This window comes from Cereibacter sphaeroides 2.4.1, assembly GCF_000012905.2.
GTDB lineage: Bacteria > Pseudomonadota > Alphaproteobacteria > Rhodobacterales > Rhodobacteraceae > Cereibacter_A > Cereibacter_A sphaeroides.
In genome coordinates, this window is the sequence record NC_007494.2 from 252,845 (window position 1) to 278,147 (window position 25,303).

Annotated in this window: 20 protein-coding genes and 1 riboswitch; of the genes, 12 read left to right on the forward strand and 8 right to left on the reverse strand. The window is 71.2% G+C overall.

Features of this window, described 5'->3' with window-relative positions; genetic code table 11:
- Positions 1-103 precede the first annotated feature (103 nt).
- Positions 104-1,348 carry an Hsp70 family protein gene (locus RSP_RS16660; RefSeq protein WP_011339121.1) on the forward strand — a complete coding sequence of 415 codons (1,245 nt, stop codon included), beginning with the start codon at positions 104-106 and terminating at the stop codon, positions 1,346-1,348.
- A gap of 149 nt (positions 1,349-1,497) precedes the next feature.
- On the opposite strand, the gene RSP_RS16665 is transcribed toward RSP_RS16660, so the two are convergent.
- The gene (locus RSP_RS16665; protein ID WP_002723784.1) at positions 1,498-2,517 is read right to left on the reverse strand and encodes an aldo/keto reductase; all 1,020 of its coding nucleotides are present in this window, start codon (positions 2,515-2,517) and stop codon (positions 1,498-1,500) included.
- Positions 2,518-2,685: 168 nt separating this feature from the next.
- Between RSP_RS16665 and RSP_RS16670 the strand changes: the two genes are divergently transcribed.
- The 10 genes from RSP_RS16670 (at position 2,686) to RSP_RS16715 (ending at position 12,460) form a co-directional block, all read left to right on the forward strand.
- A complete protein-coding gene (locus tag RSP_RS16670; protein WP_011339122.1) occupies positions 2,686-3,597 on the forward strand; it encodes an AraC family transcriptional regulator in 912 nt (303 codons plus the stop codon).
- A gap of 234 nt (positions 3,598-3,831) precedes the next feature.
- A complete protein-coding gene (locus tag RSP_RS16675; protein ID WP_011339123.1) occupies positions 3,832-4,863 on the forward strand; it encodes a GlxA family transcriptional regulator in 1,032 nt (343 codons plus the stop codon).
- 163 nt (positions 4,864-5,026) lie between these two features.
- The gene (locus tag RSP_RS16680) at positions 5,027-5,548 is read left to right on the forward strand and encodes a 2Fe-2S iron-sulfur cluster-binding protein (RefSeq protein WP_011339124.1); all 522 of its coding nucleotides are present in this window, start codon (positions 5,027-5,029) and stop codon (positions 5,546-5,548) included.
- Positions 5,545-6,528: an FAD binding domain-containing protein gene (locus RSP_RS16685; protein ID WP_011339125.1), complete on the forward strand. Its 984-nt coding sequence runs from the start codon at positions 5,545-5,547 to the stop codon at positions 6,526-6,528. The genes RSP_RS16680 and RSP_RS16685 overlap by 4 nt, the downstream gene beginning before the upstream one ends.
- Positions 6,525-8,744 carry a xanthine dehydrogenase family protein molybdopterin-binding subunit gene (locus RSP_RS16690; RefSeq protein WP_011339126.1) on the forward strand — a complete coding sequence of 740 codons (2,220 nt, stop codon included), beginning with the start codon at positions 6,525-6,527 and terminating at the stop codon, positions 8,742-8,744. The genes RSP_RS16685 and RSP_RS16690 overlap by 4 nt, the downstream gene beginning before the upstream one ends.
- 263 nt (positions 8,745-9,007) lie before the next feature.
- On the forward strand, positions 9,008-9,778 hold the full coding sequence (locus tag RSP_RS16695) for a DUF4198 domain-containing protein (protein ID WP_011339127.1): 771 nt from the start codon (positions 9,008-9,010) through the stop codon (positions 9,776-9,778).
- Position 9,779: 1 nt separating this feature from the next.
- Complete coding sequence (cbiM, locus tag RSP_RS16700; RefSeq protein ID WP_011339128.1) at positions 9,780-10,397, forward strand: cobalt transporter CbiM; 618 nt, start codon at positions 9,780-9,782, stop codon at positions 10,395-10,397.
- 1 nt (position 10,398) lies between these two features.
- Positions 10,399-10,992, forward strand: a complete 594-nt coding sequence (locus tag RSP_RS16705) for a hypothetical protein (protein WP_011339129.1) — start codon at positions 10,399-10,401, stop codon at positions 10,990-10,992.
- On the forward strand, positions 10,989-11,699 hold the full coding sequence (cbiQ, locus tag RSP_RS16710; protein ID WP_011339130.1) for a cobalt ECF transporter T component CbiQ: 711 nt from the start codon (positions 10,989-10,991) through the stop codon (positions 11,697-11,699). The genes RSP_RS16705 and cbiQ overlap by 4 nt, the downstream gene beginning before the upstream one ends.
- Positions 11,696-12,460 (forward strand): energy-coupling factor ABC transporter ATP-binding protein, encoded by a 765-nt coding sequence (locus tag RSP_RS16715; protein WP_011339131.1) that lies wholly within the window; start codon positions 11,696-11,698, stop codon positions 12,458-12,460. Before cbiQ ends, RSP_RS16715 begins: the two co-directional genes overlap by 4 nt.
- Here the strand turns inward: RSP_RS16715 and cydB are convergent.
- The 5 genes from cydB to RSP_RS16740 form a co-directional block, all read right to left on the reverse strand.
- Positions 12,454-13,461, reverse strand: a complete 1,008-nt coding sequence (gene cydB / locus RSP_RS16720; RefSeq protein ID WP_011339132.1) for a cytochrome d ubiquinol oxidase subunit II — start codon at positions 13,459-13,461, stop codon at positions 12,454-12,456. The genes RSP_RS16715 and cydB overlap by 7 nt on opposite strands.
- Position 13,462: 1 nt before the next feature.
- The gene (locus RSP_RS16725) at positions 13,463-14,860 is read right to left on the reverse strand and encodes a cytochrome ubiquinol oxidase subunit I (RefSeq protein WP_011339133.1); all 1,398 of its coding nucleotides are present in this window, start codon (positions 14,858-14,860) and stop codon (positions 13,463-13,465) included.
- 366 nt (positions 14,861-15,226) lie between these two features.
- Positions 15,227-16,354, reverse strand: a complete 1,128-nt coding sequence (locus RSP_RS16730) for a hypothetical protein (RefSeq protein ID WP_011339134.1) — start codon at positions 16,352-16,354, stop codon at positions 15,227-15,229.
- A 318-nt stretch (positions 16,355-16,672) separates the two neighbouring features.
- Positions 16,673-20,053 carry a YhaN family protein gene (locus RSP_RS16735; protein ID WP_011339135.1) on the reverse strand — a complete coding sequence of 1,127 codons (3,381 nt, stop codon included), beginning with the start codon at positions 20,051-20,053 and terminating at the stop codon, positions 16,673-16,675.
- Positions 20,053-21,309, reverse strand: coding sequence for a metallophosphoesterase family protein (locus tag RSP_RS16740; RefSeq protein WP_011339136.1), 1,257 nt, complete (start codon positions 21,307-21,309; stop codon positions 20,053-20,055). The genes RSP_RS16735 and RSP_RS16740 overlap by 1 nt, the downstream gene beginning before the upstream one ends.
- A 122-nt stretch (positions 21,310-21,431) precedes the next feature.
- A riboswitch (cobalamin riboswitch) is annotated at positions 21,432-21,610 on the forward strand.
- A 45-nt stretch (positions 21,611-21,655) separates the two neighbouring features.
- Between RSP_RS16740 and bluB the strand changes: the two genes are divergently transcribed.
- Entirely contained in the window at positions 21,656-22,348 is a 693-nt protein-coding gene (gene bluB, locus RSP_RS16745) for a 5,6-dimethylbenzimidazole synthase (protein WP_011339137.1), read from the forward strand.
- Between the two features lie 154 nt (positions 22,349-22,502).
- Here bluB and RSP_RS16750 read toward each other — a convergent pair whose 3' ends face one another.
- On the reverse strand, positions 22,503-22,694 hold the full coding sequence (locus tag RSP_RS16750; RefSeq protein WP_002723812.1) for a hypothetical protein: 192 nt from the start codon (positions 22,692-22,694) through the stop codon (positions 22,503-22,505).
- An 84-nt stretch (positions 22,695-22,778) separates the two neighbouring features.
- Positions 22,779-24,878 carry a sensor histidine kinase gene (locus tag RSP_RS16755; RefSeq protein WP_011339138.1) on the reverse strand — a complete coding sequence of 700 codons (2,100 nt, stop codon included), beginning with the start codon at positions 24,876-24,878 and terminating at the stop codon, positions 22,779-22,781.
- Positions 24,879-25,303 lie beyond the last annotated feature (425 nt).

The following is a 25,303-nucleotide window of genomic DNA, read 5'->3' on the forward strand; positions in this document are numbered from 1 at the left end:
CACGGGCGCTCCGGCGCCTCTGCGGCCGGAGCGGTGCGGCAGGGCGGACTTGCACCCCGGCCCGATCTCGGCTAGCCGCGCAGGCTTTCTCCGGGAGGGCCCCATGCAAGCCGACACGCTCGCCATCGACTTCGGAACCTCGAACTCCGCCGCCGCGGTGCTCGAGGAGGGCCGCGTGCAGAGGCTCGCGCTCGAACCGGGCGCCGACACGCTGCCGACGGCGGTCTTCTTCCCCGCCGACCGCGGCCCGATGCGGATCGGCGCCGCGGCGGCCGAGGCGCTGATCGCGGGCGAGGAGGGGCGCTACATGCGCGCGCTGAAAAGCGTGCTGGGCGCGCCGCTCTTTCACGAAGCGCGGCTGGTGGGCGGGCGGCGGCGTACGCTCGCCCAAGTGGTGACGGCCTTCCTCGCCGAGGTGAAGGCGCGCGCGGAGCAGACCACGGGCCGCCCGTTCCGTCGCGCCCTCTCGGGACGCCCCGTCCGCTTTCATGCCGATCCGGCGCGCGACGCCCGCGCCGAAGAGGATCTGCGGGCCTGCTATCTCGCGGCCGGTTTCGAGGAGGTCGCGTTCCTCTACGAGCCCGAGGCCGCCGCGCTCGCGAGCCACGCGCTCGGCCGCGACGGCGCGCCGGGGCTGATCGTGGACATCGGCGGTGGCACCTCGGACTTCTCGCTCTTCCGCGCCGAGGCGGGGCAGGTGGGCATCCTCGCCAGCCACGGCATCCGGCTCGGCGGGACCGACTTCGACCGGTCGGTCTCGCTCGCCCATGCTATGCCCTGCCTCGGCCATGGCGGGCGGCTGCGGCGCGAGATGGGGCCGGGGCTTCTGCCCATGCCGAACGACCTCTTCGTCGATCTCGCGACCTGGGCCAAGATCCCGTTCCTCTATACCCGCGAGACGCGCTCGGCCGTGGCCGAAATGGTGAAGCGCGCCGAGGAGCCGCGGCTGCTGCGCCGTCTGGCCGAGGTGCTGGAGCATGAGCTCGGGCACGATCTGGCCTTCGCGGTGGAGCGCGGCAAGATCGAGGCCAATGCCGACAAGCCCGGCGCCGCGATCCGCATGGGCCGGATCGAGCGCGGGCTCTATGCCGAGATCAGCCAGGCCTCGCTGGCCGAGGCGCTGGCACGGCACCGCGCCGACCTCCGGGCCGCCGCCGAAGAGACCTGCGGCCGCGCGGGCGTGGCGCCGCAGGAGGTCGAGACGGTGATCCTCGTCGGCGGCTCGAGCCTCATGCGGCTGGTGGCCGAGGAGGCCCGCGCCCTCTGTCCCGCGGCCGAGCTGCGGAGCGCCGAGGCCTTCACGGCAGTGGTGGACGGGTTGGCGCTGGCGATCGGCCGGCCGGGCTGAGGCCGACGAGGCCCGCGCCCGCTGTCTCGCAGCCCTGCTGCGGAGCGCCGGAGCCGTCACGGCGATGGTGGACGAGCTGGCCTTGGCCGCGGGCCCGCCCGGGGCGCCGCCGCAGACCGCGGGTCCGCGGCGGCAGGCTCCGGAGCGGCCTACCGGGCGCGGTAGCTCCGCTGCCGCTCGAGCATCCAGCCCGGATATTCCGGCGCCAGCGCGCTCGCCCGGTCGAGCGCCGCCAGATCCTCGGCCTCGAGCCGCACCTCGGTCGCGGCGATGTTGTCGGCCAGCTGATCCACGCGCTTGGCCCCCACGATCACGCTCGTGACCGCCTCCTGATGCAGGAGCCAGGCCAGCGCCACCTGCGCGACAGACGAGCCCTTCGCCTCCGCGATGGGGCGCATCGCCTCGATCACGGTCCAGCCGCGATCCTTGTCGACCGGCGGGAAGTCGAAGGCCGCGCGGCGCCCGTCGGCGGCCTTGCCCTCGCGGTCGTACTTTCCCGACAGGAAGCCGCCCGCCAGCGGGCTCCAGACCATGAGGCCCATGCCCGTGTCCTTCAGCATCGGCACCACCTCGCGCTCGAGATCGCGGCCGGCCAGAGTGTAATAGGCCTGAAGCGACAGGATCGGCGCCAGACGGCGCGCCTCGGCGATCCCCACCGCCTTCATCACCTGCCAGGCCGCCCAGTTCGACAGGCCGATGTAGCGGACATGGCCGTGGCGCACGAGCGTGTCGAGCGCCTCCAGCGTCTCCACGATGGGGGTCTCGGCGTCGAACCCGTGGATCTGATAGAGGTCGATATGGTCGAGCTGCAGCCGCTCGAGGCTGGCCTTGCACTGATCGAGGATATGGACGCGCGAGGCCCCGCGCGCATTGACGCCTGCGCCCATGGGCCCGAGCACCTTGGTCGCGATCACCACATCCTCGCGCCGCACCCCGAGGTTGCGCAGCGACCGGCCGAGGATGCGCTCGCTCTCGCCGCCCGCATAGACATTGGCCGTGTCGATGAAATTGATGCCCGCATCGAGCGCGGTGCGCACCAGCGCATCCGCCTCGTCCTGTCCGAGCTGACCGATCTGGCCCCAGATGCCGTCCGAGCCGCCGAAGGTCATGGTGCCGAGGCAGAGCTCGGAGACAAAAAGGCCGCTCGGGCCGAGACGACGGTAACGCATGGATGAAATCCTTTCCTTGTCGGCCGGGCGCTGGCTCCGCCACGTTTCCGAACATGGGGCAGAGGGGCCGGTTCCCGCGACGCCGATCCTCTCGAAATGCTGCACGATCCTCTCAAGCGTGGGCGGCGGCGCTTGGGGCGGGCCGTGGGCTCGGCTAGGATCCGGGGCATGGATGGATCGCGACTCGACAGGCTGAAGCGGCTCACGCGCGAGCAATGGGACCGGCACGGGCGGCAGGGGCCGCTCGAGGGGCTGAGGATTTCCTGCGAAACCGCTCCGACCGGGCCGATCCACACGGTCTACGACCCCTCGTTCTGCGTCGTGCTGCAGGGCGCGAAGACCAGCCGTCTCGGCGACCGCGCCTTCCGCTACGATGCGGGGAAATGCCTGATCGCCTCGCTCGAGGTGCCGATCCGCGCCGAGATCACCGAGGCCGCGCCGGGCGCGCCCTATCTCGCCTTCGCGCTCACGCTCGACCCAGCAACGGTGGCCGACCTGATCCTCGGGCAGGGAAGCCTGCCGATGGAGCCCGGGATGCCGTCCCCGGCGCTCGCCGTGCATCCGCTGACCGAGGAGCTGATCGGGCCGCTCGAGCGGCTTCTTGCGCTGCCGGCGCGGCCGCAGGACATCCCCGTGCTCGCGCCGATGATCCGCCGCGAGATCGTCTGGCGGCTGCTGACCGGCCCGCAGGGCGCGGCCCTGCGCCAGATCGGGCTCGCCGACAGCCGCATGTCGCGCATCGGCCGGGCCATCGCCTGGATCCGCGACCATTTCGCCGAGCCGCTCAGCATCGAGCGGCTGTCGGGCCTCGCGGGGATGAGCCCGGCCACCTTCCACCGCCATTTCAAGGCGGCGACGGCCATGACCCCGGTGCAGTTCCAGAAGAGCCTGCGCCTGCAGGAGGCGCGGCGGCTGCTCCTCTCGGACGGGGCCGACGTGGCGCGGGTGGGCTTCGCCATCGGCTACGAGAGCCCGTCGCAGTTCAGCCGCGAATATCGCCGCCTGTTCGGTGCGCCTCCCGGCCGCGACGGGGCCCAGATCCGCCGCGAGATCCGGGCGCCCGCGTCCCTCCGCCTCTAGGCGGCCCGTTCGGGCAGCAGTCGCCATGGCATCCCGCGTGCCCGGGAACGGACACGCCCCAATCAACCGCGTCTCCCTCGCGAGACCCGGCAGAGACTTGCCACCCGGCCGCCGCGGACCCCCGGATGACGCGGGTGAGCCGAATTGCGCCGCTCGCACGATTGCGGGCTGCCTCCGGACCCGGCACAAGCGCGGGAAGGCGGCCGTCTGGCTGCCGCCTCGGAGGCCAGGAACTTGCCCACCCACGCCCCTCTCGTGCCGCCGGGCGCGGCCTATTATCCGGTGCAGAGCGCAGGCGACACGCGCAGCTACGCCTTCCTGCTGGTGCCGGGCTTCACGCTTCTGGCCTTCAGTTCCGCCGTCGAGCCCCTGCGCATCGCCAACCAGCTGTCGCAGAAGCCGCTCTACCGGTGGCGCGTCCTGTCCGAAGGCGGGCGTCCGGTCGCCAGCTCCTCGGGCATCACGGTGGCGGCCGATGAGGCGCTGGGACCGCTCGACCGCGAGACCGACCTCATGGTCTGCGCGGGCAACATCCCCTCGGCCGCAGCCGGCTCGGCGGTGGTGGCCACCGTCCAGCGCCACCACCGCTTCGGCGGCACGGTGGGCGGCATCTGCACCGGCGCCTTCGCCCTCGCCCATGCGGGCGTGCTCGAAGACCGCCGCTTCACCCTCCATTGGGAGAACCAGCCCGGCTTTCTCGAGGATTTCCCCCGCCTCGTGCCGACCTCGAACCGGTTCGAGAGCGCAGGTCGCACGCTGACCTGCGGCGGCGGGGCGGCCTCGACCGACATGATGCTCTCGCTGATCGCCCGGGACCACGGCGCCGATTTCGCCGCCATGGTCTCGGACATGTGCCTGCGCACCGTGCTCGCGGGGGCCGCGCCCGAGCAGCGCAGCTCGCTCGCCGCCCTGATGCGCTCGCGCAGCCCCGCGCTGATCGCGGTGGTGAAACTCATGAACGAGCATCTGGAGGACACGCTCTCGCTCGAGGAACTGTCCGACGCCGCGGGCTGCTCGCGCCGCCATGTCGAACGGCTCTTCAAGGCCACGGTGGGCGAGACGCCGAACGGCTTCTACCGCGGCCTGCGGCTCGACCGGGGGCGCAATCTGCTCAGCACCACCGACATGACGCTGCTCGAAGTGGCGACCGCCTGCGGCTTCAACTCGGTCTCGCATTTCTCGAAATGCTTCAAGGCGCGGTTCGGGACGGTGCCCACGCGCTTCAGCCACCGCAGCCGCAGCCCGAGCCGGATGGCGCGCGCCTAGACGGGGGCCTGACGCGCCCGTAGGGCGGCGCTGGTCGGACTGCCGCCCGCTCCCCCGCAGGACCGGCAGGAGAGCGCCGCGCAGAGGCGGCCGTCCCGTCGCAGACGGAACCTCGGGCAGCCTCGTCTGTTGCTCCGGCTGAACAGCCAGCCGGAGGGCAAGCATGAAGACCACGCTCACGATCAACGGCGAGCACCGCGAGATCGAGGCCGAGGCGCGCGTCACCCTGCTCGACGCGTTGCGTCACGACGTCGGGCTGACGGGCACGAAGAAGGGCTGCGACCACGGCCAGTGCGGCGCCTGCACGGTGATCGTGGACGGTCGGCGCATAAATTCCTGCCTCACGCTCCTCTGCACCCAGGAGGGGGCGGAGGTCACGACCATCGAGGGTCTGGGCGAGCCCGGGCGGCTCTCGGCGCTGCAGGAGGCTTTCCTTGCGCAGGACGGGTTCCAGTGCGGCTACTGCACCCCGGGCCAGATCTGCTCTGCCACCGCCATGATCGAGGAGGCCGCGAAGGGCTGGCCCAGCTGGGTGTCCGAAGACCTAGAGGGCGAGGCCGTGCTCAGCCGCGAGGAGATATCCGAGCGGATGAGCGGCAACCTCTGCCGCTGTGCCTGCTACCCGAACATTGTCGAAGCGATCGCGAAGGTTGCGGAAGCGCGCATGGCGGAGGCTGCCGAATGAAGGATTTCGCTTATCTTCGCGCCTCCTCCCGCGACGAGGCCACGACCGAGGCGCTGGAGCCCGCGACCCGCTTTCTGGGCGGCGGCACCAACCTTCTGGATCTGATGAAGCTCGGGATCGAGACGCCCGCCCGGCTGGTGGATGTGAACCGGCTCGATCTGGATTTCATCGAAGAGCTGGACGGCGGCCTGCGCATCGGGGCCACGGTGCGCAACAGCGATCTGGCGGCCGATCCGCGGGTGCGGCGCAGCTACCCCGTCCTGTCCCGCGCCCTCCTGGCCGGGGCGAGCGGTCAGCTCCGCAACATGGCCACCACCGCCGGCAACCTTCTTCAGCGCACGCGCTGCCCCTATTTCTACGACACGGACATGGCCTGCAACAAGCGCACCCCCGGTGCCGGCTGCTCGGCGATCGGCGGCTTTACCCGCTACCACGCGATCCTCGGCGCGTCCGAGGCCTGCATCGCCACCCATCCGAGCGACATGGCCGTGGCGATGGCCGCACTCGAGGCGGTGGTCGAGATCGAGGCGCCGGGCGGCGCGCGTCGGCATGTGCATCTGGCCGATTTCCACCGCCTGCCGGGCGACACGCCCCATATCGAGACCTGTCTCGACCCGGGCGACCTCATCACCGCGGTGATCCTGCCCGCGCCCGCGGGCGAGCGGCAAGTCTATCGCAAGATCCGGGATCGCGCCTCCTATGCCTTCGCGCTCATCTCGGTGGCAGCGGTGGTGCGGATGGAAGAGGGCCGGATCGCCACCGCGCGGCTCGCCTTCGGCGGACTGGCCCACAAGCCATGGCGCGATCCGGAGGTGGAGGCCTGTCTCGAAGGCGAGACCCCCTCGGACGATCTCTTCGACAGGGCAGCCGACCGGCTGCTGCAGAGCGCCCGAGGTCAGGGCGAGAACGATTTCAAGATCCCGCTCACGCGGCGCGCCCTGACGGCGGCGCTGCGCGAAGCCACCGGAGGCATGGCATGACCGCTCATCTCGTATTCGACGAGCCCGACAAGCGTAACCGGCTGGATGCCATGGCGCAGGAGGTGGTCGGGCGCCCCATCGACCGCTCTGAAGGCGCGCTGAAAGTGTCCGGACGGGCCGTCTATGCGGCCGAACAGGCGTCGAGCCTTTGGTCCGAGAAGCGCGCCGACTGCGCTTACGGCGTCTTCGTGCGGGCCACCGTGCCCTTGGGCCGGGTCGCTTCGCTTGCCTCCGACGCGGCGCGCGCGGTTCCCGGCGTGCTGAAGGTGCTGCAGGATCCCCGCCTCGTGCGCCATCCGGCGCAGGGCATGGCGCGGAAGTCGCCGCCGCAGGATCCGTCCGAGGTCACCTATTTCGGCCAGCCCCTCGCGCTGGTGGTGGCGGAGAGCTTCGAGGCCGCCCGCGAAGCCGCGCGGCTGGTGCGGGTGGACTACGAGACCTCGGCCGACGCCGAGCTCGACCCCGCCCAGGCGCCGTCCGAATTCCCCGAGAAGAAGCAGTCGGCGCAGGGGGATCTGGAGGCCGCCCTGCGCGAGGCCGCCGTTTCGCTCGATGCGACCTACAGCACCCCCTCGATGGCCGCCGCCGCGATGGAACCGCACGCGGCCCTCGCCTGGTGGGAGGGCGACCGGGTGACGCTCTGCGGCGCCTATCAGATGGTGTCGCAGAATGCCGAGGAACTGGCCGATGCGCTGGGGATCGCGCCCGAGAAGGTGCGGGTTCTCGCGCCCTTCATCGGCGGCGGCTTCGGCTCGAAGCTCGGGATCGCGCCCGAGGCCGTGGCGGCGGCCGTGGCGTCCGAGACGCTCGGCCGGCCGGTGATGGTGACGCTCGCCCGGCAGCGGGAGTTCGAGATTGCCCACCGCCGCTCCGAAACCGAGCAGCGGGTGCGCCTCGCCCTCGACGCGGACGGACGGCTCACCGGGATCGGGCACGAGGCGCGGGTGTCGAACCTCGACGGGGAGAGCTTCTCCGAGCCCGTGCAGCAGGCGACCCATTTCACCTATCGCGGCGAGCATCGTCAGATCCGGCACGAGGTGGCGCGGGTGAACCTCACCTGCGCGGGGTCGGTGCGCGCGCCGGGCGAGGCGGTGGGGGTCACGATCTTCGAGATGGCGCTGGACGAGCTGGCCGAGAAGGCGGGCCTCGATCCGCTCGAGCTGCGGCTTCGCAATATTCCCGAAGAGGATCCCGAGACCGGCAAGCCCTTCACCTCGCACATGCTGGCCGAGGCGCTGCGGGACGGCGCCGACCGCTTCGGCTGGTCGGACCGGCGCGCGCCGGGCGAGCGGCGGCAGGGCGAGTGGCTGATCGGGATGGGCATGGCCTCGGCCGTGCGGGTGAACATGCTGCACAAGGCGCGCGTGCGCGTCACGCTGACGGGCGAGGGCGCCCTCGTCGAGAGCAGCATGACCGACATCGGGACGGGCACCTACACGATCCTCACCCAGATCGTGGCCGAGATGCTGGGCCTCGCGCCCGACCGGGTGCGCACCGTCCTCGGCGACACCGATCTGCCGGAGGGCTCCGGCTCGGGCGGCTCGATCGGCGCGGCCTCGAACGGCTCGGCCGCGTTCCTCGCCTGCGAGGAGATTCGCCGGCAGATCGCGGCGGGGATGGGCTGCCCCGAGGAGGAGTTGACCCTGAAGGACGGGCGCGCCACCTGCGGCAACCGGACCCGCGATCTGGCCGAGATCGTGACCCAGCCGCTGTCGGCCGAGGGCCATTTCGAGCCCGGCAAGGCCTTGAAGGGCGTCCGCAGCTCGACCTTTGGCGCGCATTTCGCCGAAGTGGCGGTCAACGAGATCACGGGAGAGGTGCGCGTGCGCCGGATGCTGGGCGCCTTTGCCGCCGGGCGGATCCTGAACGAGAAGACCGCCCGCTCGCAATGTCTGGGCGGGATGACCTTCGGCATCGGCATGGCGCTGATGGAAGAGATGGTGCACGACCGCCGCTTCGGTCAGGTGGTGAGCCGGGATCTGGCGAACTACCATATCCCCGCCCATGCCGACGTGCCCGCATTGGAGGTTCACTTCCTCGAAGAGCGCGACAGCTACGGCGGCACGCTTCAGGCCAAGGGGATCGGGGAACTCGGGATCTGCGGATCGGGGGCCGCCGTCCTCAACGCGATCCACAACGCCTGCGGCGTCCGGGTGCGCGATCTGCCGGCCACGCCGGACAAGGTGCTGGACGGCCTCTGCGCCCTCGGGCGGTAGGACCGGACTTGCGGGCAGGCTGATGGCCTGCCCGCAGACCGTCGGAAAGCATGCCAAGGGCAGGGACGTCGGCGTCCCACACTGCCGACAAAGCTTAATCCTGCTGCTTTTCCAAGCGCGATGCTTCTGTCGCGCCCAACGAACGGGCATTGGCGTCCGCGCAGCGCCCCGCGCGGACGACCCATCGCTTGCTGCGACGGCTTATCCCTTGCCGCCGCAGATCGTATGATCGAGCCTGCGATCGTTCATACGGATGGGTGCCGATGCTGCTTTCTTCCCGGCCGCTTCTTGCGGCGCTCCTGCTGGCGGGCCTTGCCTCGCCGGTCCACGCACATTTTCAGGAGATCCTGCCGTCGGACGACGTGCTGCCCGACGGGGGCGCCGTGACGCTCGATCTCCTCTTCACCCATCCGTTCGAGGGCGGTCCCGCGATGGAGATGGCGCGTCCCGCCGCCGTGGGCGTGCTGGCGCACGGCACCCGCACCGACCTGTCGGCCGCGCTGGAGGAGACCGCGACCGGCGAGGCCCGAAGCTGGCGTCTCAGCCACACGCTCGACCAGCCGGGCGCCGCCGTCTTCTACGTCACGCCCGAACCCTACTGGGAGCCCGCGGAGGGCAAGTTCATCGTCCATCACGCGAAGGTGGTGGTCGATGCCTATGCGAGCGGCGAGGGCTGGGACGAGATGGTGGGCCTGCCGGTGGAGATCCGCCCGCTGACGCGGCCGACCGGGCTCTGGACCGGCAACCTCTTCACCGGCGTGGTGACGAAGGCCGGCGCGCCGGTTCCTCACGCCGAGGTCGAGGTGGAGTTCGTGAACACGGCCGGGATCCCCGCGCCGAACGATGCCTACATCACGCAGGTCCTCCGGGCGGATGCGAGCGGCACCTTCTCCTACGCGATGCCCTTCGAAGGCTGGTGGGGCTTTGCCGCGCTGATCGAGGCGGACGATCCGATGGTCTCGCCCGAGGGCACAGAAGTGCCGGTCGAGGAGGGCGCGCTGATCTGGGTGCGCACCCGCAAGGCGGGTGAGTGAGATGCACATCCCCGACGGCATCCTGACGCTGCCCGTCCTTGCGGCGGGCGGTGCGCTGGCGGTAGTCGGCGTGGGCCTAGGTCTCCGCGGGCTGGACGACCGGGGGATCCCGCGGGTGGCGCTCCTGTCGGCGGTTTTCTTCGCGGCCTCGCTCGTGTCGGTGCCGGTGGGGCCGTCGAGCGTGCATCTGCTTTTGTCCGGATTGATGGGGCTGGTGCTGGGCCTCGGGATCTTCCCGGCGGTTCTGGTGGCGCTGGCCCTGCAGGCGGTGCTGTTCGGCTTCGGCGGGCTCACGACGCTCGGCGTCAACACGGTGAACATCGCCCTGCCGGGCGCGGCGGCGGGACTCCTGCTCGGCCCGCTCGTGCGGCGGCAGACCTCTCCCTTAGTCGCGGGCGTGCTCGCCGGGGTAGGCTCGGCCCTCTGCATCTTCGCCTCCGGCGGCGGCGTGGCGCTGACGCTCTGGCTCTCGTCGTCGGATTTCGTGCCGGTGGCGCGGGTGCTGCTCGTGACCTGCCTGCCGCTCGCGCTGGTCGAGGCGGCCGTGGCGGGCATGGTCGTGGCCTTCCTGATGCGCGTCGAGCCGCGGATGCTGCAGCCGTCCGCCGGAGGGGCCTGAGATGCGCCGCGCTCTGCTGCTCCTCCTCGCGCTCCTGCTCGCCGGTCCCGCCGCGGCGCACAGCCTGCGGCTCTTCGCGAAGGTGGAGGGGCGCGAGGTCAGCGGCTACGGCTTTTTCGTGGGCGGCGGCCGGCCCCACGGCGCGGGCTGGAGCGCCCGGATGGCGGGCCTGCCGCTCGCTCAAGGTGAAACCGACGCCGAGGGCGGCTTCCGCTTCGAGGTGCCCGAGGCGGTGACGGGGGATGTGGTGATCGCGCTCGACACGGGCGAGGGGCACATGGCCCGCGTGACGCTGCCGCCCGAGCGGTTCGGCGGCGTGCCCGTGCCCTCAGGCGCCATCCCGCTGAAGGCCGGCGGCCCGGCGCTGCCCGCGGCCGAGGAGCCCCCGTCGGCGCTTGCGCCGACCGAGAAAGCCCCGTCGCCCGAGGTGCTGCGGGCCATCGTCTCGCAGGCGGTCGAGGCCGAGGTCGCCCCGCTTCTCGAGCGGATCGAGCAGATGGATGCGCGGATGCGGGTCACTGACATCGTCTCGGGCCTGTTCCTGATCTTCGGCGGCGCGGGCATCGCCCTCTGGGCACGCGGCCGCAGGCGATGATCCTGCCCGACGATCTGAGGCTCCGGCTGCTGGCCGGTCTGGGCCTTCTTCTTCTCATCGCGCCGCTGGCCCATCCGGGGCCTGCCGCCGCGGCGGTGGCCGCGGCGCTTGCGCTCTTCGCCGCCGAGCGGCGGGCAGTGCCCTGGCGCAGGCTCTGGCATCTCGAGGCCTTCCTGCTCCTCCTCCTCCTGACGCTGCCCTTCACCGTGCCGGGTCCGCCCCTCTGGCAGTGGGGGCCGCTCCGCCTCAGCGCCGAGGGGCTTGCCCGCACGCTGGTGATCGGGCTGAAGGTCACCGCCTCGGTCCTGCTGCTCGCGCTGCTTCTCGGCTCGGCCGAGCCCGAGCGGATCGGTGCGGCGCTGCGGTCGCTCGGGCTGCCCGAGGCGCTCGTGCGGATCCATCTCGGGCTCGTGCGTTATCTCGGCCTCATCCGCGACGAGATGCGGCGTCTGCAGGAGGCGATGCGGCTCCGCGCCTTTCGCCCGCGGTCGGGCTGGCACAGCTGGCGCAGCTACGGCCATCTGGTGGGCATGATGCTGGTGCGCGCCCATGCCCGGGCCGAGCGGGTGGAGGAGGCGATGCGGCTGCGCCATGCCTCGGGCCGGTTCCTGCGGCCGGACCTGCCGCCGCCCGCGCTGCGCGACTGGCGGGGCGGGGCCCTGCTGCTCGCGCTGGGGGCGGGGCTTCTCTGGTGGGACCGGACATGAGCCCGCTTCTGAGCCTCGACGCCGTGCACCTCGCGCGCGACGGACGCCCGGTGCTGGCCGGCGCTTCTGTTACCCTGCACCCCGGCGAGCGGCTTGCCATCCTCGGCGCGAACGGCAGCGGCAAGACCACGCTCCTGCGCACGCTCGTGGGGCTCGAACGGCCGGCCGCAGGGCGGGTGTGCCTCTTCGGCGAAGACTGCCGCAGCGAGGCGCAGTTCCGCGTGGCGCGGCGGCGCATGGGCTTTCTCTTTCAGGACAGCGACGATCAGCTCTTCTGTCCGACGGTGCTCGAGGACGTGGCCTTCGGCCCGCTGAACCTCGGGCTGAGCGACGGGCGCGCGCGCGCGACCGCCATGGAGGCGCTTGCGGCGCTGGGGCTGGCGTCGCTCGCAGACCGGGTGACGCATCGCCTCTCGGGCGGCGAGAAACGGCTCGTGTGCCTCGCGGGGCTTCTTGCCATGCGGCCCGAGGTGCTTCTGCTCGACGAGCCGACCAATGGCGTCGATGGCGAGAACGGCCGACGGCTGCGGGCCGCCCTTGCGGCCTTCGAGGGCGCGATGATCCTCGTCTCGCATGACGAGAGCCTCGTGGGGGATCTCGCCACGCGGGCGATGGAACTCCGCGCCGGGCGGCTCGCGCCGCGGCTGCTCCACAGCCCCATCTCAGAGCAGAACGGACCGGATCGCCAGTGCGACGAGCGAGACGACCGCCACGCCCCCGAACCAGAGGAGGACGAACCAGCCCACCCGGCGCATCAGTGATAGCCTTCGTCGGCGTCGATCTTCCCGCGGAACACCCAGTAGGTATAGGCCGTATAGGTGAGGATGATCGGCACCAGCACCAGCGTGCCCACCAGCGTGAAGAGAAGGCTCTCGTCCGGGGCCGCCGCCTCGACGATGGTCAGCTCGGGCGGCACCATCATCGGGTAGAAGCTGATCCCGATGCCCACGAAGCCCAGAACGAAGAAGCCGAGCGCGCAGAGGAAGGGCGCCACATCGTCGCCTCGCTCGAGGCCCCGCCACAGCCGCAGCGCAAGCAGCGCCACCAGCACCGGAACGGCGAGGGTCCAGACCATCGTGGGCCAGCGGAACCAGCGCTCGGCATAGACGGCATCCTGCAGCGGCGTGAAGAGGCTCACGAGCCCGAGGAAGGCGAGCGTCGCGAAGGACAGCGGCCGCGCGAGCTGGCGCATGTGGGTCTGGACGCGGCCCTCGAGCTTCATGTTGCACCATGTGGCGCCGAGAAGCCCGTAGCCCGTGGCGACCGCGAAGCCCGTCAGCAGCGAGAAGGGCGTGAGCCAGTCGAACCAGCCGCCCGCATAGGCGCGGTTCTCGACCTCGATCCCCTGCACGATGGCGCCAAGTGCGATCCCCTGCATCAGCGCCGCCACCAGCGAGCCCATCGCGAAGGACCAGTCCCAGAGCCGCTTCCAGCGCACCGTCCGCCAGCGGTATTCGAAGGCCACCCCGCGGAAGACCAGTGCGAGCAGCATCGCCACGATGGGCGCATAGAGCGCGGGCATCACCACCGCATAGGCCAGCGGAAAGACCGCGAAGAGCCCGCCGCCGCCCAGCACCAGCCAGGTCTCGTTGCCGTCCCAGATGGGGGCGACCGAGTTCATCATCACGTCCCGCTCGCGCTCGTCCTTGGCGAAGGGAAAGAGGATGCCCACCCCCAGATCGAACCCGTCGAGGATCACATAGACGAGCACGGCGAAGGCGATGATCCCGGCCCAGATGAAGGAAAGCTCCAGTCCCAGCATGTCAGTCGCTCCTCTCGCGCGGGTCCTCGTGCAGGCCGGGCGTTATGCCCGCCGTGCGGATCGGCCCGTCGCGCAGGCCCATGCGCTCGGTTCCGGGCGTCATCGACATCATGCGCAGCAGGTAAAAGGTGCCAGCCCCGAAGACGAAGAAATAGACCACGATGAAGGCCACGAGCGACGTGCCCACCGCCGAGGCATCGAGCGGCGAGAGGCTGTCTGCGGTGCGCAGATGCCCGTAGACCGTCCAGGGCTGGCGGCCGACCTCGGTCGTGATCCAGCCCGCGAGCACGGCCACGAAGCCCGCGGGCCCCATCGCGAGCGCCGCGCGGTGCAGCGCCTTCCAGTCGTAGAGCCGGCCGCGGAAGCGCGCCCAGAGCGACCAGAGCCCGAGACCCAGCATCAGCATCCCGAGCGTGACCATCACGCGGAACGACCAGAAGACGATGGCCACCGGGGGCTGTTCGTCGCGCGGCACCCCGTCGAGCCCGTCGAGCGGCGCGTTCAGCGAATGTTTCAGGATCAGGCTCGAGAGCTTGGGGATCTCGACCGACCAGCGCATCTCCTGCGCTTCCTGATCGGGCAGGCCGAACAGGATCAGCGGCGCGCCCTCGGGGTGGCTTTCGAAATGGCCCTCCATCGCCATGACCTTCACCGGCTGATGCTCGAGCGTGTTCAGCCCGTGCATGTCGCCCGCGAGGATCTGGATCGGCGCCACCACGAGGATCATCCCGGTCGCCATCGAGAACATGCGCCGCGTGGCCGGGTTGGTCCGGTCGCGCAGCAGATGGTAACCCGCCGTTCCCGCCACCACAAGCGCGGTGGTGAGATAGGCCGCCAGCACCATATGCACGAGCCGGTAGGGGAAGGAGGGGTTGAAGATGATGGCCCACCAGTCCTCGGGCAGGAACTGGCCGTTCTCGCCCATCGAGAAGCCCGCGGGCGTGTGCATCCAGCTGTTCACCGCGAGGATCCAGGTGGCCGAGATCAGCGTGCCGATGGCGACCATGGCGGTCGCCAGCATGTGCAGCCCGTCGCCCACGCGCTTGCGTCCGAAGAGCATGATCCCGAGGAAGCCCGCCTCGAGGAAGAAGGCCGTCAGCACCTCGTAGGCCATGAGCGGGCCCACCACCGGCCCGGCCCGGTCCGAGAAGACCGCCCAGTTGGTGCCGAACTGGTAAGACATGACGATGCCCGAGACGACCCCCATGCCGAAGGCCACGGCGAAGATCTTCTTCCAGTGATTGAAGAGCTTGAGGTAGGTCTCGTCCTTTGTCCTCAGCCAGAGCACGTTCAGCACGGCAAGGAAGCTCGCCAGCCCGATCGAGAAGGCGGGAAAGATGATGTGGAACGACACGGTGAAGGCGAACTGTATCCGTGCCAGGATTTCCGCGGTCAGCATGGTGTCTGCTCTCGTTTGTCCGGGCTCGATGCCCCATCTAGCGCCCGCGGGCCGAGGGCAAGCCGCTCACGAGAGTTTGCACATGCGAAACACCCCCTGCGCAGGTGCGGCACGAGGTCGCGGGCGCGCCGCGGCGAAGGCCGGTCGCGCAGGGAGAGCGGCGAGACAAACGCCTCGCGCAGGCTCCGCCCCCGGCGCGGCCACCAGAAATAGGGGCCGGTCGCCAGCAGAACGAGGCCGAGCCCGGCCGCCATCTCGATCAGCCCGTCGCCACAGCATCGGCGGGAGGCTTCCGCATCGGCCGGACAGTCGGGGCAGCGGGATGCGCCCATAGCGGGAGCAATCTCCTCGCGTTTATCGGGATCCTCAGCCCTCCTGAAAGCGGCGAAGGGACTCGCCCGGGCCCGCGGTGGTGCCGGAGAGGGCGGCCCTCCGGTTCTCTGCCAGCAGTTCCGCGATCACCACGCGGATGTCGCGGAGGAACTGCTCCTGCGCGGCCTGCATCCGGGTGTCCGGAACCTCGTCATGCCGCATGAGGAGGGCGAGGATGCGCTCCTGATATTGCGTGAGGGCGCCGATGGTCGTCATCAGCTCGCCCAGTTGCGGCGCGGCGCGGGTCTGGCTCAGTTCCTCCGTCACGGCGGCCAGCGCGCGCGACATGGCATCCAGTTCCACGCTGCCCGAGCCGTCGGAGGAGGCGGGGCCGGTGGCGCTGCGCAGCAGGTCGCTCACCTCGGACAGGAACCGGGCGCGGGTTTGCTCTTCCCGCTCGAGGAAGGCCTCCATGCGGCTCATGAAGGAGGCCATGGCGGTGCCGAAGGCGGCGAAACTCTTGTGCTGCGCGGTCAGATTGAGCGGCGGCAGGGGCCGGTTGCCGAGGGCCGTCACCAGCTGTTCCAGCCGTGCGCCCTGGGCCGACAGGTCTGCTTGTGCCTGAGCCTGTGTCGCGAGAGCCTCGGTGACGGCCGTCACGGCCGTCTCGATCGCGGCAAGCCGCTCGGCCCACGCGCCCGAGGGTGCATCGGGCACGCTCTCGGGTTCCGGGGCTTCGAGGGACGGCTGTTCCGGATCCTCGGCCCGGGGTTCGGGAGCGCCGGCTTCGACCTCATCCGCAGGCGTCTCCTCTGCCGATGAGCAGGCGGCTTCGGGATCGACGGGCTCCTCAGGTTCGACCGGAGCGGGCTCTTCCGGCGGGGACTCCTCGGCTGGCGCAGGAGGCTCGGCAACCGGCTCGGGCAGGGACAGTTCGGCCAGACGGAACGGATCGGACGAGAGGAAGGCGGGAACCGGCCCCTCGAACGTCAGGCCGAGCCCGCGGCCCGGCAGGACGCAGGTGGTGATGCCCATGGCGCGGAGGGCGGGCAGCAGCCGCTGGGGAATGGCCTCGGCCACCCCGCGCGCCATCGTGAGGAGATGGGTGGGGGCCGGTCCCGCGGGTGGACCGCCTCCGCCCAGTGCCAATCCCGTGTCCCTGCTGCCGTGCGCTTCGGACATGCGCGTCTCCCTGACCGATCCCGCCTTCTTGTAGCGGCCGAGGGTTGAGAAAGCCTTTCCAGATCCGGTGCAAAGACGGCGCACCATGAGCCGTCGCCACGAGTCCCGGTTTCGGGCGCGGGCTCCGTTTCCGGGGCGGCACCGGTAAAGGGCGCGGCCGCAGAGGCGGCGCGAGGGGCCCGCGAGAGCGCTGAAGGCGGATGTTGCGCCCGCGATCCTCGAACGGCGTGCGGACGGGTTCGGAAGAGGTGTCGTAAGGAGCGCGAGCGGGCTTCCAGCGGAAGACGTGCCGGGCGGGGCACGGCGCTCCCGCCTGCGTCAGGGCGCCGTGAGGTCGATCAGCGAGGCGCCGGGGCAGGCGGCGCGGGCGATGTCGCAGAGGTGGCGGTGGTGCGTCAGATAGATCACCTGCCCCACGCGGGACATGTCGGCCAGCAAGGCGAAGGCCTCGGCCGAGCGGTCGTCGTCGAAGGTCTCCATGATGTCGTCGGCGATGAAGGGCACGGGCGGGCGGCTCTGGGCGAGCTCGTGGAAGCCCGCGATGCGCAGCGCGAGATAGAGCTGAAACCGCGTGCCCTTGGAGAGATCCGCCGCCAGTTTCGCCCCGCCTTCGGCGGCCAGCGCCACCAGCACCTCCTGCGCGCCGTCGGGCTGGGCCGCGAGGCCGGCATAGGCTCCACGGCTGAGGCGGCAGAAGGCGTCCGAGGCGCGGGCCAGCATCGCGCTGCGGTGCCGGTCGCGGTAGCGCCGGAGCCCCGCCTCGAAGGCCATCAGCCCGAAGCGGGCGGCGAGATGGGCGCGGGCGCGGTCGCGCAGTTCCACCAGCAGGGTCTCGCGGTCCGAGGCGATCCGGGCCAGCGCATCGTCGCCGCCGACCGCCTCGAGCCTGCGCCCGGCGTCCAGATGGGCGGTGAGGCAGCTCTCGGCCTCGCTCCGCAGGAGCTGGAGGTCGGTGCGCAGTTTCTCGATCCGGGAAGTGAGCGTCGCGGGATCGTCGGTCTCCTGCGGTTCGGGCCGCCCTGAGAGGTCCGACAGAAGGGCTGCCACCTGACGGCGCAGCTCGGCCGCCTCGAGGCAGCAGGCGAGGTGGGCCGCGAGCGGCCCGTCCGCCTCGGACCAGCCGAGCGCTTGGGCGAGCGCGGCCCGGTCTTCTTCCAGCGCGGCGAGGGTGCGGCGGTCCTCGGCCTCCTGACGCTCCTCGGTGGTGCGCTGCTGGGCGAGCCGTTCCGCGTCCCGCGCCGCATCCTGCGCGCGGCGCAGCCGGGACCGTAGCGCCTCCCAGCCCGTGTCGGGATCGAGGTCGAGCCGCGCGAGGAGCGCCGTCCGGGCGGCCTCGAACCTTGCGCGGTTCGCCTCCATCTTGGCGATCCGGTCCTCGAGCGCGGCGAGGCTGCGGGCCGCCGCGCCGAGCGCATCGAGGAGATCGAGCACCGGACCCTCGGAAGGGCCGTCGGCGAGGATCGTGTCCCGGCTCGCCTCGTGCCAGCTTTCGCGCCAGCGCGCGAGCGCCTGCTGTGCCTGCGCCTCGGCGGCCTCGCGGGCCTTGAGATCGGCGGCCAGCCCGGCCAGCTGCCGCCGCGCCTCGCGCCGACGTTCGGCGGCTTCGGTGCGGGCGATGGCGGTCGCGAGGAGGGCCTCGAAGGGCGTGCCCTCCGGCGCGCCGAGGGCCGCGGCGAGGGCAAGGGTGGCCGCGTCCAGCGCCTCCGACTGGCGGGTGCAATGGGCTTCGGCCTCGCGGAGCGCCGCCTGCCGGGCCAGCGCCTCGTCGCGGAGGCCGAGCCAGTGTCGCAGGGCGGAGATGTCGGCATCGCAGAGGCCGAAGGCCCCTCCCGCCTCGGCAAGGGCGGTGCGGATCCGGGCCTGCCCGGCGCGCGCCGCCTCACGGGCCGCGTCCGCCTCGGCCAGCGTGCGGAGAAGCCGCGCCTCCTCGGCTTCGGCTCCGGCCGCGCGGCGGGCCTCGGCCAGCGCCTCGGCGAGGAGGGCGGAGATGCGGTCGTCCTCGCGGAGCGCCTGTTCGAACTCGGTGGCACTGGCCGCATCGAGGGCGCGGCGATGGCTGGCCCAGGCGGCTTCACGTCGGCTGCGGGCGGCGGCGGCCTCGGCGAGGGTGAGGCCGGTGGCCGAGGCGGCGCCTCGCTCTGCCGCCGCATCGTGGCGCAGCCGGTCGAGATCGGCGCGGATCGCCTCTGCCGTCCTCTGGGCGTCGGCCACGCGCTGACGGGCCTCTTCGAGGCCGCGCTCCCACCCGTCGAGCAGGGCGGCGGAGGGCACGGGCAGGGCCGCGAGCGCCGGGGCATCGCCCCGCCAGGGGGCAAGCGCCTCGAGCGCGGCGGTGAGGCGCGCCTGATGCAGATCGCGGTCGAGCCGCGCCCGGGCATGGGCCTCGGCCGGATCCTGCGCCCGCAGCCGCGCGAGCAGCGCGACCAGCGTGTCGTCCTCGCCCTCGGGGCCCGGATCGCCCAGACGGTCGCGCTCGCGCGTGAGGCGCTCGGCCGCCGCGCGTCGCTCCGCCTCCGAGGCGGCCGCGGTCGCTTCGAGGCCAGAGCGCTCTGCGGCAAGGGCGCGGAGCCGTGCGAGCGTGGTTGCCGGAAGCACCAGCCCCTCCGGCTTTGCCCCCGGATGGCCGAGTTCGGCCAGAAGCGCCGTCACCTCGGCGCGGGCCTCGAACGCCTCGGCTTCGCGGCGGGGCAGGTCCTTCTGCGCCGTCTCGTGCTCGGGGCGCAGCGCCTCGGCCGCCTCGATGTCGCCGGCGGCAGCCAGCACCGCCGGATCGAGCGGCAAGGCATCGGCCTCTGCCGCGAGATCCGCAAGGCGGCGGGCCCGGTCGGCGCGACGCGCGCGCAGCGCTTCGGTCTCGCGGTCGAGTTGGTCGAGCCGGTCGCGCTCGGCCACCCCGGCTTCGGGCAGATGGGCCAGCGGCGCGAGCCGCGCCCGCAGCCCTTCGAGCCGCGCCCGGATCGGAAGGGTCGCCGCCAGATCCTGCAGCCGCCCCAGATCCGCCTGCGCCGCATCCTCTGCACCGCGCGCCGCCCGCCAGGCGGCCTCGGCCGCCTCCGCCTCGCGTGCGAGCTTCTGGATCGTTCCGGCCGACACGTCCAGCCGCCGCCGCTCCGCATCGAGTTCGGTCAGCCGCTTCTTCGTGTCCCAAAGCCAGCCGCTGCGCTTGCCGCTGCGGTGAAAGCCGTCGAGGTTCACGCGGATCGCCTCGAGCCGGGGGCTCAGCTGGGCCAGCCCCGCGCTCGCCGAGAAGAGCATCTCGCCCAGATCGCCGCGGCTCGCAAGGATGCTGTCGCCGCCCTTTTCCAGCGTGTCGTCGTCGAGCGAGAACATGGCCGAATAGCCCTCGCGCGTGAGGCCGCCCAGCGCCGATTGCAGCAGCGCCTCGGGCACCGGCTGGTCGTGCGCGTCGAGGAGGCTGCCGGTGTTCCGCTTCACCCGGGCCAGATCGAGCGCGCCGCCCGCATGGCTGAGCCGCGCGCCCACGCGCATCGTGGGGCCGGGGTGGCGGAAGTCGTAGCGGGTGCGGAGCGGGATGCCGAAGAGGAGGTCGAGCCAGGCCGAGAAGAGCGTGGACTTGCCTGCCTCGTTCGGCCCGTAGACCACATGCAGGTCCGCCTCTCCCGGCGCAGGCGCGGGAAATGCGAGCCGCCGGTCCGTGAAATGGCCGTAGCGCGTGAGGTCGAGCCGGTCGAGGCGCATCAGTCCGACGCCTCCGCCGCAAGCTCGGCGAGGATCAGGGGCGTTCCCTCGGCCAGAAGGCTGCGGCAGAGCGCGGCCATCGCCGCCTCATCCTGCCCCAGCAGATCGCGCGCCTCGGGCGGCAGGTCGCGCGCGAGCTCCTGTGTGGCCGCAAGAAGCGCGGCGTTCAGGGCCGGATCCTCGGGCAGATCCTCCTGAACGAGGCGGACGAGATCCTCGGGCAGGGCCGCGCCGGGCAGCTCTGCGCCTTCCTCCGATAGCCGCAGTTCGAGCTTGTCGATCCAGAGCCTGCGTCCCGCAGAGAGGGCGCGCGCCTCTTCGGTCAGCCGGTCGCGATCGCGCGCGATGCGCCAGGCGAGCGGCGTGGCCCCGGTCAGCACCGGACGCAGCACCAGATGGTCTTCCGCGCGCGGCGCCTCGGCCGCGGCACGGAGCGCCCGGTCGAGATGGGCGAGCAGGTCGGACCAGTCCGCAATCCCCGTGCAGTCGAGCGCCAGCCGGTCGAAGCGCAGCGGCGCCACGCTGCGCTCTTCGAGCGTGACCGCCCCGTCGTCGCCCACCTGCACCAGCGTGACCGAGGCCGCGCCCGCCTCGCCGATGTCGCGCCCCTGCGGCGTGCCCGGCATCACCACCGTCGCGCGCCCCCGATGCACGAAGCGGCGGTGGATATGGCCGAGCGCCCAGTAATCGTAGCCGTGGGCCTCGAGCTCGGCGAGGCTGCAGGGCGCGTAGGGATCGTGCCCCGGGCTGCCGTTCAGGCTCGTATGCATGAGGCCTAGGTTGAACGCCCCCGGCTTCGGCGCCGGATAGCGCGGCAGCAGGCTCTCGGGCGCGTGCGGCTCGCGGAAGCTCAGCCCGTGGAGGGCCACCGGCTGGCCGTCGATCGAGAGCTCGACCGTCGAGGGGCGGGCGCCGAAGACGGTGGTGTTGGCCGGCGCCTCGAGCTCGCCCGTCTGCCGCGCCAGCGCATCGTGATTGCCGCGCAGGATATAGCAGCCGATCCCCGCGGCCTCGAGCCGCAAAAGCTCCTGCTTGAGAAAGCGGGGGGTCTTGGTCGAGCTGTAGGTTCCGTCCCAGAGGTCGCCCGCGATCACGAGGAAGGCCACCGCCTCGGCAAGGCAGAGATCCACGATGCGCGAAAAGGCGGTGCGCGAGGCCACGCCGATCTCGGCTGCAAGCTCGGGATCGCGCAGCGCCACAGCCCGCAGCGGCGCGTCGAGATGGAGATCGGCCGTATGAAGGAACGTGAACGCCAAGAGACCTGCCTGCGGAACGCGCCCCTCCGGACGCCTCGGGCGACTATGGGGCGCGCCGCCGCGGCCTTCAAGGCTCTGAGGGGCGGCTGGAATGCGGACGGTTGCCCGGGCGCGCCGGTTCTGCTTTGTGGCAGGGGTCAGGTGCCGCCTTCGGGCGGAGAATCGGGAAGCCGGTGGAAATCCGGCGCGGGCCCGCCGCTGTGACGGGGATGCTCCGGGCAAGAGGCCACCGGTTCGCCGGGAAGGCGCCCGGCGGCAGATGAACCGGAGCCAGAAGACCGGCCTGACGCAGAGGTTCCCGCCGCGTGGACGGCGGCGGGATCGTCACGAGCCAAGGAGCGATCCCATGCCGGATTTTCCTCCCGTCGAGCCGCGCCCGGCGCGCCGCTTCACCGAAACCGAGCGTCAGGCGCTCCATGACATCATCGCCGAGAGGCGCGACGTGCGCGACGAGTTCCTGCCGGATCCGGTGGATCCCGAGGCGCTGCGCCGGGTGCTCGAGGCCGCGCACCGCGCGCCCTCGGTGGGCTTCATGCAGCCGTGGAACTTCCTCCTGATCCGCGATGCCGCGCGCAGGGCCGAGGTCCACAAGGCCTTCCGCCGCGCCAACGACGAGGCGGCGCTGCTCTTCCCCGAGGAGAAGCGCGACACCTACCGCGCGCTGAAGCTGCAGGGCATCCTGAAGGCGCCGCTCAACATCTGCGTCACCTGCGACCGCGACCGCTGCGGCGAGGTGGTGCTGGGGCGGACCCACAATCCCGAGATGGATCTCTATTCGACCGTCTGCGCGGTGCAGAACCTCTGGCTCGCCGCGCGGGCCGAGGGGCTGGGCGTGGGCTGGGTCAGCATCTACCGCGAGGAGGAGCTGCGGGCGATCCTCGGCATCCCCGAGCGCGTCAAGATCGTGGCCTATCTCTGCGTGGGCCATGTGGACCGCTTCTACAGCGCGCCGGAACTGGCCTTGAAGGGTTGGCGTCAGCGGCTGCCGCTCGACGATCTGCTCATGGAGGAAGGCTGGCAGGCCGACCGCGCTTTGTGAGGGCGCAGGCGGGCGCGGCCTCGGCGCTCGACGGCCGTTCGGGCGTCGAGCGCCTGTCGAGGGCGCTCGGGGCGGGCGTCTGCCTCGGTCTGACGGGTCTTTCCGAGGGGGCCTCCTGCCGGGCCGGCAGGGTCCGCAACCGCCGCCCGCGGCTTCAATGACCGGACGTGCGGAGCGCGCGCAGCATCAGCGAGAGGAGGACGAGCGCGAAGCCCGCCGCAAGCAGGGCAAGCCCGAGGCCCGCGTGACCGCCCGCTTCGGTCAGGCCGAGCTGCCACATCAGGACGATCGCGGGCAGGCCGGTCAGGAGCCCGCGACGGGCGAGGCGACAGGGGGTGCAGGACATCCGGGTCTCCCTTTCGGTTCGGTCCGGGGGCCTCCTGCAGGAATCGTGCCGAAGCTGCGCACCCGTCCGGGCGCTGCGGTGAGATCAGGCGGTGCCTGGCGCGCCCTGACGGGTGCGCGGGATGCGGAGCAGGAAGACCGTGCCCTTGCCCGGGGTGCTCTCGAGGCTGAGACGGCAGCCGCTGACCTCGGCCAACCGCTGCGCGATGGTCATGCCGATGCCCGCGCCGCTGATGGCGCCGTTCTCGTGCCCGAGCCGCTGGAAGGCCTGAAACACCTCGGCCTGCCGGTCCGTCGGGATGCCGGGGCCGGTGTCGCGGATCGACAGATCCACCGTGTCGGGCGCCTCGAGGCCGAAGCTGACCTCCACGAGGCCGCCGGGCAGGTTGTATTTGACCGCGTTCGACAGAAGCTGGTCGAGGATGCGCCGGAGGAGCGCCGGATCGCTCACCACCGACGGCAGCGGCGTCTCGGGCGCGATGAGGCGCAGCGTCACGCGCATGCGCTCCGCGTCGGGCCGCGCGCGGCCGAGCGCCTCCTCGATCAGCGGCATCAGATCCATCGAGCTGGTCGCGAGGCGCAGGTCGCGATGTTCGAGCCGGCTGAGTTCCAGCACCGCATCCACCAGCTTCACCAGCGTCCAGCCCGCCGTCGAGATCGCCTGCACCTGCTGCAGCCGCTCCCCGTCGAGCTTGCGGCCTTCCGAGGCTTCGAGCAGCTCGGCATAGCCGATGATCGCGGTCAGTGGCGTGCGCAGCTCGTGGCTCATGGAGGACAGGAAGCTGGACTTGGCGCGGTTCGCCGCGTCGAGCTTGTCGCCCATGGTGGCGAGATGCTCGCCCACGGTCTGCAGTTCCTGGATCTCGAACGGCGCCGAGGGGGGGACGGTGCCGCCCTCGCTGATGAGGACCATCCGCTGCTCGAGATCCCCGAGCGGCCGGGCCACGCGCGCGCTCATCGCGACCGACCGGCGCCAGAGATAGGCGAAGAAGCCCGCGTAGAAGAGGACGAGGATCGCCACGATGCTCGTGCTGACGAATCCCAGCTGGTCGCGCAGGTTCGTGGCCTCGGTGAGCAGGCTCCGTTCGCTCGTGAGCAGAAGGAGGCGCCAGTTCGGCCCCGCGACGGTGGACCATGCGGCGATCATCGGCTCCTGCAGATCGACCTTCGAGACGCCCGCCGGCTCGGCCTGCATCTGGAGCGCGATGGACGCCAGATCGGGCCTGCGGAAGATGTTGAACTCGGCGGGCTTGAACGTGTCCTGAAGGATCGCCTCGGCATAGGTGTGGCCGATGAGCTCGCTCATCCCCAGCCGATCCTCGCCCTTCGGCGGGAGGGCCAGGATCGTGCCGTCGCGCCCGATGAGGACGGCAAAGCCGTCGCCCGGCATCTTGATGTCGAGCACCTGTTCGACAATCGTCTTGATGGTGACGTCGATGCCCACCACCGCTTCGAGCCGGTCCGGCCCGTAGACCGGCGCGATCGAGGAGACCATCCAGCCCTCTCCGGCCGGATCCACATAGGCATCGGTCCAGACCGCCCCGCCCGCCGGATTGTGCGCGCGATCGGCCTCGTAGTAGAAATTGTAACTCGGGATATCCATCTTCGGCGGGTAGATGTCGAGCACGTCGAAGTAGGGATAGATCCGGTTATAGGAATCCCATGTATTCAGATAAAGCTGGGCAATCAGGGGATCGCTGTCCTTGATGGATTTCATCAAGGGATCGAGCCGCGCCGTGCGCCAGACCTTTTCGCGCTCGGCCTCGCCTATCGGGACAATTCCGGAATAGAAGACGGCCGCTCCGCCCGTGTCCTTCGTCGTGTAGAAGACCCCCTCGGGCGAGAGGCGGTGGCGCGCCTTTTCCTCCTCCGACACCGTAGCAGGCGCGGCGAGCGCACGGGCGGTTTCTTCGGAGAAGATCCGGGTGGTGGCGCTGATGCTCTGCAACCTGTGGGCGATGATATCCGCCTCGCGGGTTGAATCGTCGCGCAAAGTCGTTTCGGAAATGCGGGTGATTGCCGAGGCGCTCCGGTCGTAGACCACCTGGCTCGTGATGAGATAGACGCCGACGAAGCCGAATTCGATCAGCAGCAGCGGAACGAGGGCGGCCTTGATATAGGAGCGCCAGAGCCACTTGTTCAGCGGAATCGGCCCATGCCCTCTGGCATCGATTGTCCATGACATGAGCGGTGATTCCCGGGAACCTGAGACGCGACGCGACGATTTTAGCTAGCTGTGTGCCCCCAACCTGTAAAGATTTCGCACCAAGAGAGAGGAGCTGTGGCTCTTTGGAAGGGGGTTGCTCTCCAAAGGATCGGGCCGCGGGCCGTGGGTGCCGGACCGGTCGCACTTATTCGTGCGACATGAGGAATACCCGAGAGGCGCGCCTTTTCAAGCGTCTTGCGTGTCCTGTCGGATCGTCGTGAAAAAGTCCGGGACGCAGGGGTGCCGGGCCGGATCGCTTCGGCGCCCCTTTTTCGTGGACTTTATCGTTGCTGACTGCGGCGCGTTCCTGCCCCGGATGTCTGGCTGATCGAGCGTCATTTCCCTCCCGCTTCGCGACTTCGGCCCGACTCTCCCTCTCGACCGGCGAGTGGTCATGGGACGGG

Excerpts from the sequence above, each read along its gene's own strand:
- RSP_RS16660 (WP_011339121.1), top strand. The coding sequence starts at position 104 with ATGCAAGCCGACACGCTCGCCATCGACTTCGGAACCTCGAACTCCGCC.
- RSP_RS16665 (WP_002723784.1), bottom strand. The coding sequence starts at position 2,517 with ATGCGTTACCGTCGTCTCGGCCCGAGCGGCCTTTTTGTCTCCGAGCTC.
- RSP_RS16670 (WP_011339122.1), top strand. The coding sequence starts at position 2,686 with ATGGATGGATCGCGACTCGACAGGCTGAAGCGGCTCACGCGCGAGCAA.
- RSP_RS16680 (WP_011339124.1), top strand. The coding sequence starts at position 5,027 with ATGAAGACCACGCTCACGATCAACGGCGAGCACCGCGAGATCGAGGCC.
- RSP_RS16685 (WP_011339125.1), top strand. The coding sequence starts at position 5,545 with ATGAAGGATTTCGCTTATCTTCGCGCCTCCTCCCGCGACGAGGCCACG.
- RSP_RS16690 (WP_011339126.1), top strand. The coding sequence starts at position 6,525 with ATGACCGCTCATCTCGTATTCGACGAGCCCGACAAGCGTAACCGGCTG.
- RSP_RS16695 (WP_011339127.1), top strand. The coding sequence starts at position 9,008 with ATGCTGCTTTCTTCCCGGCCGCTTCTTGCGGCGCTCCTGCTGGCGGGC.
- cbiM (WP_011339128.1), top strand. The coding sequence starts at position 9,780 with ATGCACATCCCCGACGGCATCCTGACGCTGCCCGTCCTTGCGGCGGGC.
- RSP_RS16705 (WP_011339129.1), top strand. The coding sequence starts at position 10,399 with ATGCGCCGCGCTCTGCTGCTCCTCCTCGCGCTCCTGCTCGCCGGTCCC.
- cbiQ (WP_011339130.1), top strand. The coding sequence starts at position 10,989 with ATGATCCTGCCCGACGATCTGAGGCTCCGGCTGCTGGCCGGTCTGGGC.
- RSP_RS16715 (WP_011339131.1), top strand. The coding sequence starts at position 11,696 with ATGAGCCCGCTTCTGAGCCTCGACGCCGTGCACCTCGCGCGCGACGGA.
- cydB (WP_011339132.1), bottom strand. The coding sequence starts at position 13,461 with ATGCTGGGACTGGAGCTTTCCTTCATCTGGGCCGGGATCATCGCCTTC.
- RSP_RS16725 (WP_011339133.1), bottom strand. The coding sequence starts at position 14,860 with ATGCTGACCGCGGAAATCCTGGCACGGATACAGTTCGCCTTCACCGTG.
- RSP_RS16730 (WP_011339134.1), bottom strand. The coding sequence starts at position 16,354 with ATGTCCGAAGCGCACGGCAGCAGGGACACGGGATTGGCACTGGGCGGA.
- RSP_RS16735 (WP_011339135.1), bottom strand. The coding sequence starts at position 20,053 with ATGCGCCTCGACCGGCTCGACCTCACGCGCTACGGCCATTTCACGGAC.
- bluB (WP_011339137.1), top strand. The coding sequence starts at position 21,656 with ATGCCGGATTTTCCTCCCGTCGAGCCGCGCCCGGCGCGCCGCTTCACC.
- RSP_RS16750 (WP_002723812.1), bottom strand. The coding sequence starts at position 22,694 with ATGTCCTGCACCCCCTGTCGCCTCGCCCGTCGCGGGCTCCTGACCGGC.
- RSP_RS16755 (WP_011339138.1), bottom strand. The coding sequence starts at position 24,878 with ATGTCATGGACAATCGATGCCAGAGGGCATGGGCCGATTCCGCTGAAC.